Origin of the sequence: uncultured Williamsia sp., assembly GCF_947494875.1 — a bacterium.
GTDB lineage: Bacteria > Actinomycetota > Actinomycetes > Mycobacteriales > Mycobacteriaceae > Williamsia_A.
Genome location: NZ_CANLWM010000011.1, coordinates 89187 through 101696, shown reverse-complemented (window position 1 = coordinate 101696; position 12510 = coordinate 89187). Strand labels below are relative to the sequence as shown.

Below are 12510 nucleotides of genomic sequence, written 5' to 3'. Positions count from 1 at the left end.
CCGCGCGCCTGCTCGAAGGCGCCATCGCCCAGGCCCGTCCCGACATCGTCGTGCGCTACCGCGAATACCTGCGCACCTCGATCGAGGACCTGCAGAAGCAGGTCAAGTCCGCCCGCGACGCCGCCGCGACCAGCGCTGCCGAACGCGACAAGGAGATCGCCCGCCTGACCAGCAACGCCGACATCGTCACCAAACGACTGCGCGATGTCGACTCCAACATCACCCGCATGCACTCCGGAGGTAGCGCGGCATGACCGGCATCGTGATGGACCCCGTGCAAGAGGCCCTCGACCACGGACTACGCAGCCTCGCCGGGCTCGGCGGGGACCTCGTCGACCACGCCAACCGCATCGGCGCCACCCTGTTCTCCCCGCCGCGCGTGGTCATCGTCGGCCGTCTCAAGGCCGGCAAGTCGACCCTGGTCAACGCTCTCATCGGCGCCCCGGTCGCCGAGACCGCCGCACTCGAGGCCACCCGCCTGGTGGCCGTCTACCAGGACGGAGCGCCGTCGCGGGCCGAGGCCGTGGCCGTCGACGGCACCCGGCACCCGATCACGCTGACCCGCGGGCAGACCGCGCGGATGCCGATCGAGGAAGAACGCATCGCCTACATCAACCGGTGGCTGCCCTCGGCGGCGATCCGCGACCTCACCCTCATCGACACCCCCGGCCTGGCCACCCTGACCACCCGCAACGAGACCGCCACCCGCCGGGTGCTCATCGACGGTTTCGAGCAGACCCGCACCGCCTCGGTCGACGCCGACGCCGCGGTGTTCCTTTTCGACTCCACCCCCCGCGCCGACGAACTGGCGTTCCTGCAGGAACTGCCGCTGTCCCCGCTCAACACCCTCGGCGTGCTGTCGCGGGCCGACGGGTTCGGCGAAGGCGCACTGGGCAGCCGCGACCCGATCGAGCAGGCCGCCGAACACGCCGGCCGCGTCGCCACCCGCCTCGCGCACGCGGTCAGCGCGGTCGTCCCCATCTCCGGGCTGATGGCCCAGACCAGCCACACCGGTGCCCTGTCCGAACAGCACGCCCGCACCCTGGCCGCGCTGTCAGCCCTCGACGCCGAGGAGCTCGTCGACGAACTCGACCGCGACGACGACGGCGTCATCGACGCCCGCATGCGCGGCGAGCTGCTCGACTTGCTCGGCGAATACGGAATCCTGCACGGCCGCATGATCGCCCGCGACGGTGCCGCCGCCCTCAACCAGTGGTTGTCGCAGCGATCGGGGGTGCCCATGCTGCACCAGTTGATGCAGTCCTCGCTCAGCGAGTTCGCCATCCTCAACCGTGCCCGCCGGGTGATCGCCTACGTCGACCAACTCGCCTACAACCACCCCGCCCGCGACCAGATCCGGATGATCGTGCACCAGATGCGCACCCACCCCGCGATGCTGCGGGTGGCGCTGCTCGACGATCTGCAGAAGCTCCTCGCCGCCGACCCCTACTCGGGCGTGGTCGAGGAGATCCGCACCCTGCTCCTCGCCGCCGACCCCGCCGAATGCGTCGGGCTGCCCGCGGGGTCGTCCACCCAGGACGTCCACCTCCACGCCAACCAGCGGCTGTCCGCAGCGCAGACCCAGGCCCTGTCGACCGCAACCGCGGCCGAGGACGCCGCCCTGGTCGACGTGGCCCGCGCCTACACCGCCCTCGCCACCACCGGCCGTCTCTAAATCCTCGGAAGGACACCACATCCCATGGCTTCGGACTGGGTTCTCAGTATCGACTTCGGCACCTCGAACACCGCCGCCGCGCACTCGGCCGCGGTGTCGGGGGCGATCGAGTCGCTGTCGCTGTCGCACGCCAGCAACCTGATGGCCTCGGGGGTGTTCGTGGAGAACCCCGACCGGATCGCCGTCGGCGATCACGCGGTCAACGAGAGCCAGCGCAACCCCGCCGCCTACATCCCCTCACCCAAACGCCAGATCGGCCCGCCGACCATCTCGGTCAACGGCTACAGCATCCCGACCTGGCTGCCGGTGGCGGCGGTGTTCTCCTCGGTGCTGTCGCGGGCCAGTTCCGCCCACGCCGGCGAACTGCCCGCGCACCTGGTCCTGACCCACCCCGAGGCGTGGCCGCAGCCGCAGATCAAGGTCCTCATCGACGCCGCGGTGTCAGCGGGGATGCCCGCCGAGGCCATCACGACTGTCTCCGAACCCCGCGCCGCGGTCGCCCACTACGCCCGCTCCACCCGTCTCGCCGAGGGCGCCCGGGTCGCGGTGTTCGACTTCGGTGGCGGCACCCTCGACGTCGCGGTCCTGGAAAAGCAGGCCGACAACTCGTTCACCGTGCTCGCCGCCCGCGGCGACAACTCGCTGGGCGGGAAGAACTTCGACGCCCTCATCCGCCGTTGGGTCGACCAGCAACTCGACGCCCGCAACCCCGAGCTGCTGCAGTACCTGCGGCGCGAGGCGCCGATCGGCATCCGGGTGCAGCTCGACGACTCCATTCGCCGCGCCAAAGAACTGCTCTCCGACACCCCTTCGGCGACCATCACCGTCGCCGGCGGCGGCTTTCACGAGACACTGCAGCTGACCCGCGACGAGCTCGAAGAACTCATCACCCCACCGTTGACCGTGGCCCGCCAGCTCACCCAGGCCACCCTCGCCGACGCCGGCATCCGCGGGCCCGGCGACCTCGCCGCGCTCTACCTCACCGGCGGAACCTCCCGCATCCCCCTCGTCCACGACACCCTCGCCCCGCTCGGCCCGGTCGCCACCCTCGACGACCCGAAAACCGTCGTGGCGCAGGGAGCGTTGGCGACGTGGATGGCCGCCAACCCTGAACCGTCCGGAAGCCAGGCGCCCTACATGCCCGACTTCACCGGCGGCCGCGACACCACCACCCGGCCACTGGGCGGAACAACCGCACCCCCGGGATGGGCTGCCGCCCCCGACTCGAGCCCGCCCAACCAGACGGCGGCCACGAAGTCACGACGCACACCACTGCTCATCGGGGGAGTGGTCGCCGCGATCATCGTCATCGCCGCCGTCGCGGCGATCGTCCTCACCTCCGGCGGGGGTTCATCGAACAACACCTCAGCACCGTCATCAGCGGCACCGTCGTCGCCACCGGTCACGCTGTCCTACAACCAGGATCAGGTGTTCGCCCAGCTTCCCGCGAAGCTGCGCAGCGACCTGCAGAACTGTGTGCAAGACCCGTACGGGGGCAGCACCTTCAACGCCTACACCGTGAAATGTGTGGTCCGCGTCGACAGCTCGCTGTTGTCGGGGATCGCCGACTCCAGCGACGACATCAGCGTCAGCGCCTACATCGACCAGCGGTCCAGCCAGCGCAACCTCGTGAAATACGAGGACGTGCAGAGCGGCGGGGGATACGTGCGCAACTTCGTCGCCGGCCCGGACTCCACCAGCGGTGTGCAGTTCACCCAGTCCACCGCCGACGCCGGCCCGAACTGGACCGCGTCGTACGCCAACAGCAACACCTACCTGAGCCTCGACGTCGGGAACTTCAGCAGCGAGGACAACGCCAAAACCTTCCTGCAGCGAGTCGGTTTGTTGTCGTGAGCGACGACAAACACCCAGGTCGGGAACATTCGGGCAGTCCACCCGCATCAGATAGCGTGAGGGCACATCGTATCCCGGCGACGTCGTAGAGGAGGGCAGCGGTGAACGAGGCCACCTCCGTCCTGCACGCACTCGGTGTCGACGTCGATCACGACTACGCGGTTCCCGCCGACGTGTGGCGCCGCGTCACCGCCGCGGTGGCCACCGCGACCGCGAAGGAGACACCGTGACCGCACCCGACCCGCAATCGGTTCTCGCATCACTGGGCATCGACCTCGACAGCGTCCCTGAACCCGACGGCGACCAGTGGCAGGCCATGCTCAACACCGCCTTTGACCCCGACACCGCGCCGGCCGACCCATCGGTCGTCCCGGTCATGGACGACGAACAGACCTACCCCGACGACGATGCACCCACCCCGCCTGCCGGCAACGACGACGGACACGACCACCACGACCCGGGACGCGACCACGACGCCGGTGCGCACCACCCCGATCCGACGGACCCGCATAGCGACCCCAGCCTGAGCGATCACCCCGACACCGAGCACCACACCGATCACCCGGGCGACGACCCCGGACACCACGAAGCCGGACCGTGGCACGGATGATCGACCACGCCAAGTCGGCCCTGGACGACAGCGAACTCCTCGTCCAAGCCCGCGACGGGGATCAAGCGGCATTCGCCGAGATCGCCACCCGCCACCGCACCCGCATATGGGCGGTGTGTCTCAACATCGTCGGCAACCAGGCCGACGCCGAGGATGCTTTGCAGGACACACTGATCGCGGCCTGGCAGAACCTTCACAAGTTCCGCGGCGAGGCCAAACTGACCACGTGGCTGCACCGCATCGCCGCCAACAGTGCCCTCGCGGTGGTCCGCCGGCGCAAGCCCAACACCGACATTGTCGACTTCAACGACCCCGAACGCCCCGTCCTCCTCGACGACGACCCGCCACTGGCGTTCGACGACCACCTCGCCATCCAAGACCAGCTGCGCATCGCACTCGCCGAGATTCCCGACGCGTTCCGCGAGGCCCTGGTGCTCCGCGAGTTCGCGGACATGACCTACGAACAGATCGCCGAGCACCAACAGGTCCCGGTGCAAACCGTGCGATCCCGGCTCAACCGAGCGAGAAAGCAACTTGCCGAACGCATCCAGGCATACGACTACATCGACACCGGCCAATAGGCGGCCCGGGTACAGCCGCAACAATTCGCCGCCAAGATAAAGACGCGACGGTGTACGCGCACGGGCACTCGGACCCGGTGAGGAGATGCAACCTCGGGGCTCTGTGCGCGCACGGTGGACACGTCTGTGGGCCGCACCCGTCCGGGTGCGGCCCACAGAGGTGAGGTGGGATCAGTATCCGCCGGAGTTGTAGCTGGGCAGCTCGCTGTAGGTGGGGATCGACCCGTGGGGCACGCTGCTGGCGGCGTCGTTGACCGCCATCAGGATCACCACCACGTAGAACAGCACCAGCAGCACGGTGAGGACGATCCCGATGATGACGGCGATCTTGCCGAGGCGGGCGACGGACGCCGAGGCGTCCTGGGCCTCCTGGTAGCGGCCCTCGGCCCACAGCATGGGCACCGACAGGGCGCGGCTGAACGCGACGAACGCCAACGGCCAGAAGAAGATCAGCGTGGCCGCGGCCCATCCGCCGTGCGGGCGGGGAGCGACGGGGCCGGCGGCAGTGTCGCTGCCGTAGCGGTTCTCCGAGGCGTAGGTGTACTGGTCGGGACGGTAGGTGCCGGGGTTGGACATAATAAGTTCCTTCTGCCTGGTCCGAGGTCGGCCGCGGTCATGCGGCCACACAACTTGGATGGGGCGGGGCAGCGGTTAGTTCCCGCCGCCATCCCACGAATTCGTCGGGCGGTCTCGCGCACACCGGTGGGCCACAGCGCGGCCCGGCCCGGCGGGCAGGTCGGGGGATCGGGTGTGGTGCTGTTCGGTGCGACGGTCATCTGTGTTCCTTTTCCGGTCGTGGTCGACGCACCCGGGTGGTTGCGGCGACGCCGCCGAGCCCGGCCACCGAACGGTGACCGGGCCAGCGGTGCCCAGGGGTGGAAGGTCGATCAGAGACCGATCGGTGTGCCGTAGACGGTGTTGCCGTCGTCGCTGGCCGGGGTGCTCAGCTGCACGGTGGTGTAGGAGCGGGCGGTGACCGGGCCGATGCAGCCGTCGACCTTGATGTGGGCGTTACGAACGCGGATGGTGGCGTCGGGGCCGACCATGCTCTTCTTGCCCAGCGGAACGTCGGTGATCTCGCCGGGCCCGAGGTTGACGGTGATGCTGGGGCCGATGGAGGCGTTCGGGCCGAGGCTGCCCCCGCCGGTGCCCGCGGTCCCACCGATCCCGACGGTGGCGTTCGCGCCGATCCCGACGCCCTGGAAGCTGGCCATGCACCCGATCTGGTAGCCGGTGACCAGGGTGCCGACGGTGCCCGGAGTTGCCCCGGCCACGCTCGTCGAAGCGGTGAGGGTCGCGAAGCCCTCGCGGGTGGTGCCGGCGGTGGTCAGCGGCGGCACCTTGTTGATGACCTCGCCGGTGGATGAGACGGTGGCGGTGGCGCCGTCGTCGAGCTTCCAGGTGATCTGGTGGTCGGCGGCGTGCACCGGCTCGGCGAGCGCGGTGCCGGCGGCGAGGGTGCTCACCGCCGCCGCGGCAGCAGCTGCGGTCAGGGTGGCGCGAATGGCCGTACGCATGATGAGGATTCCTCCCGGTCAATTCGGCCCAGCCGCAGTGGGTGTGGCGCCGAAATGGTCTGCAGGCGAGGCGGTGTGCTCACCTGTCGACACCTCTGATGGCCGGACTGGGTAGGAAAGTTCCCGAATTTCTGCGATGGCGACGGGGGTCTAGCGCATCTTGGCTGCTGTGGCGTCGATCGCCTGCTGCAGGACCGCGGTGTCGATGGGGCCGCCGGTGGCGACGAGTTGGATGACGGCGTCCCGGGTTTCGAGCAGGGCGATGGAGGCCGTGTCGCGTTCTGGGGGTGTGGAAGCCAGCTGGGTGAGCGTGGTTCGTCTGACCGCCACGGCCTGCGGCACGCCGGTCGCCACGAGAGGAAGTTCAGTGGTCAGCTGCGTCACCGTGTATGGCTTGCCGCCCGTTCGGCCCGCGACGGTGACTGTGGCGCAGTCCCCGAGCGTCGTGCGCCGGAACGTCGACACCGAGGCGTAGGGCCCGCCGTCGGCGGGGTCGATCACCGTCGATGAGATCACTGCACCTGACGTCTGGTCGACGAAGGTGGTTCTCGGCCGGATCGCGGCAGTAGGCAGCGTGACCGGGGAACGACACGCAGCCGGTGTGATGACCTGATCCATCTGTGCGCCGCCGGATGGCGCTGGGATGACCGGAAGCTGCTTCTGGCGATAGCTCGACGGGACATCCTGCTGTGTCAACAGGTACCGCGCGGCCGTTGGCGTCGACGATTCCGCAGCGGCGGGTGGGGCAGCCCGAGAAGCCGAGGGCGGGTGAACCGCGGCCGGCAGGCCCAGGCCGGCGACCGTTTGCGACGCACACCCCGCCAGGGCCAGCGCGGAACAGATGGCGACTGCGAGCCGCATACAGCGCATGAGAGTTCCATTTCGGGTCGATTCGTCCGGGCGGTGTGGGTGGGACACGGGCGTTCCCCAGGTCAGCACGGACAGCGGGTCCTCATCGCGGCGGATCGCGCCGGGCCGGCGGTCCGTACGAACGGACAGGCTATCCAATCGGGCGGTGTGCCCCGACCCTTCAGCGAATGCAAACCGTTCTGCCCACAGCGGGAACCTTTCGACGCGCTGCTCGCATCAGACCGTCGTCCGGTAATTCACCGGACATGACCACAAGGAGAAGTTATGCAGCAGAAGTCGAAGACCGGCGGTCGCCGGACGAACAAGCACCGTCTCGCCGTGGCCGCATCCCTGGCAGCCGGCGCGGCCGCACTCACGATCGGCGCAGGGAGCGCATCGGCCTACACGTGGCTGGCGCCGCCACACGGCTACGGCGACGGCTTGCAGCCGCGGGCCTGGGAATGCAGTGAGCAGTTCCCATGCTCGAACACCTGGGCCAACGATCTGCAGTCCAGGAACGGGATCCAGGGCCCCTACCTTCCGTACACGATGCTCCCTCCCCGCTGACCGCGATCATTGTTCGAGTCCCGCCCGGGCGACCTGGCGGCGCTACGACGGCGGGCTGACTCGGTCGGTGATCCCACCCCAGAACGTCGCTGCCTGCGCTCTCCCTAGCCCGGGCGGCGACGTTCTGGCTTCTACGGGGTCGTTCCCCGCCATCGGCTCCGTCTCGTCCTGTCGTGGCGGTTGCGTCGGGGCTCACGCAGTCGTCGCCCCTGGCCCCGGCCCGACCTCTGCGGGCATGGCACCGTGGCACCGTGACCGCGAACAAATCGACGACCCGCGGCGGTGCACGCGCATACACGCTGGAGAAAGTGTGGGAACTCATCGCCGATGGGGGAGTCGGCGCGTTCTCCATGCGCGACGTCGCGACTACGGCTGGCGTGAGTTTGGGGACCGTGACCCACCACTTCGGCAGCCGGGAACGCCTCGTCGACGAAGCATTCGCCGCCCTCGCGGAGCGGTACAGCACCATCGGTCACGTCGCGATCACCAGCTCACGCAGTGGATCTCACAACGAGGCGTGCAACACCCTGATCTACGCCCTGCATCACCTGTGGGGTGAACGCGCCATCACTTTGGCCGCCGCCGAGTTGCGTACTCACGCCGCACGAAGCGCCGCAGCTCGAGAATGCGCCGAGTCGGTGACAGAGATCTGCCGACTCGTCGTCGCGGAGCTGCACCGCATCACCGATCGGACCGGGACCCCGCCGAGCCAGGTTGTCGATCTTCTCGACACCGCCGCGGTGCGGCTGGCAGTACGCCACCAGTCGCCGGACAACTTCCGCGTCGCCATCCGCCGGCACGTCAACAACGTCTACGTCTACGCCTGACGCCGGGGGATCAGCCCGGCCACCGTGCATCGGCTAGTGCAGCGTCGGGGCGCAGCCCGCGCCAGCTCGCGTGACGTAGACGGGTCGTGAACTCACGAAAGTGCACCTCGCCGAGCAGGACTGGGTGCACCCACCGGACGTGATCACCGGAGGCCCATCGCGGGGGAGGGCTCGCGAACGGGTGCGTCGGACGTTCGATCGCGCCGAGCTGGTCCAGGAGGTCCTCCCGGTCGACCCGGGTGAAGCCGGTCCCGACATGACCGATGTAGCGCAGCCCACCCGTCGGGTGCACCGCAGCGAGCAGCAGTGACTCCATCTTCTCGGGTGTCCCGATCCAGCCCGCAACGACCACCGTCGCGCTGACCCGCAACGGTTGCTTGATCCAGTCGGGGGAGCGCTGACCGGGCCGGTAGCGCGACGACAGGCGCTTGGCCACCACGCCCTCGAGGCCGTGCTCGGCGGCGAGCTCGAGCATCACCTGGCCGTCGACCCCGTCGGCCGCGGTCCACGACGGCGGTACCTGCACCACTGGATCGCCCGGGCTCACGAGATCCTCGAGCAGTGCCCGGCGCCCGGTGTAGGGCAGGCCCGTCACGTCCCGGCCGTCGCTGGCGAGGACGTCGAACACGAAGAACCGCGCCGGCACCTCACGCACGAGAGCCGCAGCGGCCCGCTGGGTGTGCATGCGACGTTGCAACAGCCCAAACGAGGGACGGCCGGACTCATCCAGGGCGACCACCTCACCGTCCAGGATGGCCTCGCGCCCGCCCAGTACCCGGCGGATGCCGGCGACGACGTCGGGGTAGGTGCGGGTGATGGTGGTGCCGTTGCGGCTCGACAGCCGCACACCTCGACCGTCCACGGTCGCCATGCCGCGCTGGCCGTCGTACTTCATCTCGTAGGCGAACCCATCGCCGAGCAGCACCGATCCCGGTGTCGCCAGCATGGGCGCGACCCGAACGGCAGCCATCCACCCAGGATGGCGTGCGTTCGGCGCGCGCTGCGCCACCGGTCAGAATGGGGGTGTGGTCAGGCCCTCCCTTTACGACGAACAGACCCGGCGACAAGCCGTCGAGATGTACCGAGAACGTATTGCCGCGACCGGAGAGTCCCTGGTCAAGGCCCGCCGTTACGTCGGCGACGAGCTCGGTATCAAGCAAGGAACACTGCACCGCTGGATCCGGACGGCTGACGCCGACCAGGCCGCGGCACGAGACGGCGTCGGGCAAGTATCACGATCAACCTCGCCGGGAACCATTCGCCGCGGGACCGGCCGCGCCGCCCTGGCCGCCGGCGCCATCGGCGAGATCGCCGAACTCGGGGTCGGGGGAATGCGGCTGCGCGAGGTCGCCCACCGCGCAGGCATCTCCGTCGGGTCGGTGGCCTACCACTTCCCCGAGCGCAAGGACCTCGTCGACGCCGCTGTCGACACCTTCGCCGAGCGCCTCGACACCCGCTGTGCCGAAGTGTCGGACCGACGGGCTGCGGCCGCGGTGCTGCGGGACTTCTACACGAACCGTGAGGCGTCGCTGTTCTGGGCCGAAACCCGCATCCACGCCACCCGTGACGATCACGCCGGCGACGTCGCCGACCACATTCACACCGCGCTGGCCGCCCTGGTCCGGCGGGCCACTGACACGACCGTGTCGGCTGCGGGAGCTCGCGCGATCGTCGCGACGCTCAACACCGCCGCGGTCGACACCGCCCGTCGCCACCGCGACCCCGGCCCCTACAGCCGGGCGATGACGCAGACCGTCCGCCGCGCCCTCGCGGGCCCCTCTGCCACGACACCGGCCGGCAGCCAATAACCGGTCGCCCGCTCAGCCGCGCCTAGAGAAGCGGCTCGACGGTGCCGCCGACCTCGTCGGCGTAGCGCTGGGCAGCGGTGCGCTCGTTACCGGTGAATGCTTGGACCGCGGCGGGATGTCCTGGCACCCGCACGATCAACGTCAGATCCTTCGCGGAGACTTTGGCCCTCTTGGGTCGCTCGCTGCTCGCGATCGTGCCCCGCACGACCTGTCCGGGCTCTGTCACCCGCTCACGGTATCCACCAGCTCGGACACCACCGGTCCGACGACGCGGTCTGGATCGGAGGAGCTGTGGCGGCGATCAGTTGATGACCTCGCCGTCGACGATCACACGATGGCCTCGATCCTCTACTCGGTAGTTCTCGATCAGGATCCAGCCGAGTGCATCCGGTGAGTACTTCTCGATCCGGTAATGAGCGACAAGACCAGCAGCTCGAGACGCGTGGCGGCGCGCAGACCCCCGTGCGCTGACAAGATCCGGCAGAACGGTGAATCGGCGGCCGAGGATCGAGCGGCGGCATCGACTCTCATCGGTGACAACGAAACGCCCGTCCGAGCGGCGAACGCGGTACACGCCAGGGACTAAGGCTGCCCGCCGTGGAGTCTGCTTACGCAGCCGTCGGCGCGGCGTGCCTGTCCACCTGTGAGGCCCCGTCCACACACGATGCAGCTTGTCACGCCGTGCACTGCCGCGCTCAACGGCGGCACTGAACGACAGCCCGGGTCGGGAAGTGCATGCTCGGGGTGCGAGCTACGGCGCGGCGCGAGGACCGGAGTTGAGGTGTGCGTCGCAGGGCACGACGCACAGGCGGAGCGTGCGCCGTGCCACCTAGGCTGTGCTACGCACGCATGCGATTGCCGCCGGGCTGGGGCGCTGGAGGTTGAGGGGAGGAGGGTGAGCCCAATGCAGCCAGGCGACGACGACGGATGGCAGCTTCTTGTCGACCATCACCCGGACGCGATCTGTGTCCACGACGGACAACTCTTGCTCTTCGCGAACGTCGCTGCGCTGAACCTGGTTGGTGTCGACTCCGCCGGGGAAGTGGTTGGTCGGCCGCTCCTGCAGTTTGTTGACGCTACGTCCGCGGCCGCCCTGATCGAGCGGATCGCAGGACTGACCCAGCTCGGCGACACCTCCGCCCCCAGTGTCATGAGGCTTCTCGACGCTGATGGCAGCCTGCGCACGGTGCAGGCCCAATCAGTTCGCACCCGGTGGAAGGGTGAGAACGCGTATCTGGCGATCATGCGGGACATGACCGCCCAAGAGATGGCTGAGGCCACCGCGAGGCGCGCCGAGCAGCGCTTCACCGAGGTAGTCGAGGCGCTGATCGATGGGGTCGTCGTCCATGACCGTCGCGGTTACATCCGTTCGATCAACCCTGCCGGCGCCGCGATCCTCGGAGTCGACGTGCACGACGCGGTCGGAAGCTCCATCAGGACGATGATCGACGAAGGCCGTATTCGCAGGGCCGACGGGGTGTTGATCACACCCTTTGACCTCCATCGCAGACCGTTCACTTCGGCCCCGAGCCGCTACGAACTCGAACTGACGCCTCCTCGCGGCCAGACGACCTGGGTCAGGTGCGCAACATCTGTGATCGGCGACGGTGCCGAGCGGCACCTCATCACCTCGTTCACCGATATCACCGCAGAACGCGACGCGACCGCCAGACTTCAGTATCAGGCCCGCCATGACGCGCTGACCGCTCTGCCGAACCGGCACGACATCCTCGACACACTCAGTGCCGCGCTCAGCGAGCAGGACCGTCACCACGACATCGCCGTGCTCTATATCGATCTCGACAAACTGAAAGCTGTCAACGACACCTACGGTCACAGCGTCGGCGACGAGGTCCTGCGCATCGCCGCCCGCCGCCTGGCCAGCGTGCTACCGCCCGGCAGCTCGAGTATCGGCCGGGTCGGCGGCGACGAGTTCGTCGCCGTGGTCAGCGGAGGATCGTGCGCCGCAGGCGATCTCGCCACGTCCTTGCATCAGTCACTCGACTCGCCGATACCCGTTCGGGACGCCCAGTTAGTTGTGCGTGCCAGTATTGGCGCCATCCGAGTCCCGCCCGGCGACACCCGAACCGTCGACCAGCTTCTGCGCGACGCAGACATCGCGATGTACCAAGCGAAAGACTCTGGTGGCAACCGCACGATCTTCGCCGCGCAGGACCCCATCGTTTTCTGGTGAGCGTCCGGCGCGCCCTCACCAGCAGCAT

Annotated in this window: 15 protein-coding genes and 1 pseudogene; 10 read left to right on the top strand and 6 right to left on the bottom strand. The window is 68.8% G+C overall.

Annotated elements, in window-relative coordinates:
* The 6 genes and pseudogenes from Q1A98_RS22305 to Q1A98_RS22280 form a co-directional block, all read left to right on the top strand.
* A pseudogene (locus Q1A98_RS22305) lies at positions 1-254 on the top strand (hypothetical protein); the annotation flags it as partial.
* Positions 251-1675 carry a dynamin family protein gene (locus Q1A98_RS22300; RefSeq protein ID WP_299577633.1) on the top strand — a complete coding sequence of 475 codons (1425 nt, stop codon included), beginning with the start codon at positions 251-253 and terminating at the stop codon, positions 1673-1675. The pseudogene Q1A98_RS22305 and the gene Q1A98_RS22300, both read left to right, overlap by 4 nt.
* Before the next feature lie 24 nt (positions 1676-1699).
* A complete protein-coding gene (locus Q1A98_RS22295) occupies positions 1700-3529 on the top strand; it encodes an Hsp70 family protein (RefSeq protein ID WP_299577631.1) in 1830 nt (609 codons plus the stop codon).
* A gap of 101 nt (positions 3530-3630) precedes the next feature.
* Positions 3631-3759, top strand: coding sequence for a hypothetical protein (locus tag Q1A98_RS22290; protein WP_299577629.1), 129 nt, complete (start codon positions 3631-3633; stop codon positions 3757-3759).
* On the top strand, positions 3756-4139 hold the full coding sequence (locus tag Q1A98_RS22285) for a hypothetical protein (RefSeq protein ID WP_299577627.1): 384 nt from the start codon (positions 3756-3758) through the stop codon (positions 4137-4139). The genes Q1A98_RS22290 and Q1A98_RS22285 overlap by 4 nt, the downstream gene beginning before the upstream one ends.
* On the top strand, positions 4136-4720 hold the full coding sequence (locus Q1A98_RS22280) for a sigma-70 family RNA polymerase sigma factor (protein ID WP_299577625.1): 585 nt from the start codon (positions 4136-4138) through the stop codon (positions 4718-4720). The genes Q1A98_RS22285 and Q1A98_RS22280 overlap by 4 nt, the downstream gene beginning before the upstream one ends.
* 171 nt (positions 4721-4891) lie before the next feature.
* Here the strand turns inward: Q1A98_RS22280 and Q1A98_RS22275 are convergent, their stop codons facing one another.
* The 3 genes from Q1A98_RS22275 to Q1A98_RS22265 form a co-directional block, all read right to left on the bottom strand.
* On the bottom strand, positions 4892-5296 hold the full coding sequence (locus Q1A98_RS22275; protein ID WP_299577623.1) for a CD225/dispanin family protein: 405 nt from the start codon (positions 5294-5296) through the stop codon (positions 4892-4894).
* 311 nt (positions 5297-5607) lie between these two features.
* Complete coding sequence (locus tag Q1A98_RS22270) at positions 5608-6237, bottom strand: MspA family porin (RefSeq protein ID WP_299577621.1); 630 nt, start codon at positions 6235-6237, stop codon at positions 5608-5610.
* 150 nt (positions 6238-6387) lie between these two features.
* The gene (locus tag Q1A98_RS22265; protein WP_299577619.1) at positions 6388-7098 is read right to left on the bottom strand and encodes a hypothetical protein; all 711 of its coding nucleotides are present in this window, start codon (positions 7096-7098) and stop codon (positions 6388-6390) included.
* Between the two features lie 273 nt (positions 7099-7371).
* Between Q1A98_RS22265 and Q1A98_RS22260 the strand changes: the two genes are divergently transcribed.
* Complete coding sequence (locus Q1A98_RS22260; protein ID WP_299577617.1) at positions 7372-7653, top strand: hypothetical protein; 282 nt, start codon at positions 7372-7374, stop codon at positions 7651-7653.
* A gap of 251 nt (positions 7654-7904) precedes the next feature.
* Positions 7905-8480: a TetR/AcrR family transcriptional regulator gene (locus Q1A98_RS22255; RefSeq protein ID WP_299577615.1), complete on the top strand. Its 576-nt coding sequence runs from the start codon at positions 7905-7907 to the stop codon at positions 8478-8480.
* 10 nt (positions 8481-8490) lie between these two features.
* On the opposite strand, the gene ligD is transcribed toward Q1A98_RS22255, so the two are convergent.
* Positions 8491-9450, bottom strand: a complete 960-nt coding sequence (gene ligD / locus Q1A98_RS22250) for a non-homologous end-joining DNA ligase (RefSeq protein WP_299577613.1) — start codon at positions 9448-9450, stop codon at positions 8491-8493.
* A 55-nt stretch (positions 9451-9505) separates the two neighbouring features.
* Here ligD and Q1A98_RS22245 point away from each other — a divergent pair, with 55 nt between their 5' ends.
* Positions 9506-10288: a TetR family transcriptional regulator gene (locus Q1A98_RS22245; RefSeq protein WP_299577611.1), complete on the top strand. Its 783-nt coding sequence runs from the start codon at positions 9506-9508 to the stop codon at positions 10286-10288.
* A gap of 22 nt (positions 10289-10310) precedes the next feature.
* On the opposite strand, the gene Q1A98_RS22240 is transcribed toward Q1A98_RS22245, so the two are convergent.
* Positions 10311-10514 carry a hypothetical protein gene (locus Q1A98_RS22240; RefSeq protein WP_299577609.1) on the bottom strand — a complete coding sequence of 68 codons (204 nt, stop codon included), beginning with the start codon at positions 10512-10514 and terminating at the stop codon, positions 10311-10313.
* Between the two features lie 75 nt (positions 10515-10589).
* Positions 10590-10862 carry a hypothetical protein gene (locus tag Q1A98_RS22235; protein ID WP_299577607.1) on the bottom strand — a complete coding sequence of 91 codons (273 nt, stop codon included), beginning with the start codon at positions 10860-10862 and terminating at the stop codon, positions 10590-10592.
* A gap of 330 nt (positions 10863-11192) precedes the next feature.
* On the opposite strand from Q1A98_RS22235, the gene Q1A98_RS22230 reads away from it, so the two are divergent.
* Positions 11193-12482 (top strand): diguanylate cyclase, encoded by a 1290-nt coding sequence (locus tag Q1A98_RS22230; RefSeq protein WP_299577605.1) that lies wholly within the window; start codon positions 11193-11195, stop codon positions 12480-12482.
* Positions 12483-12510 lie beyond the last annotated feature (28 nt).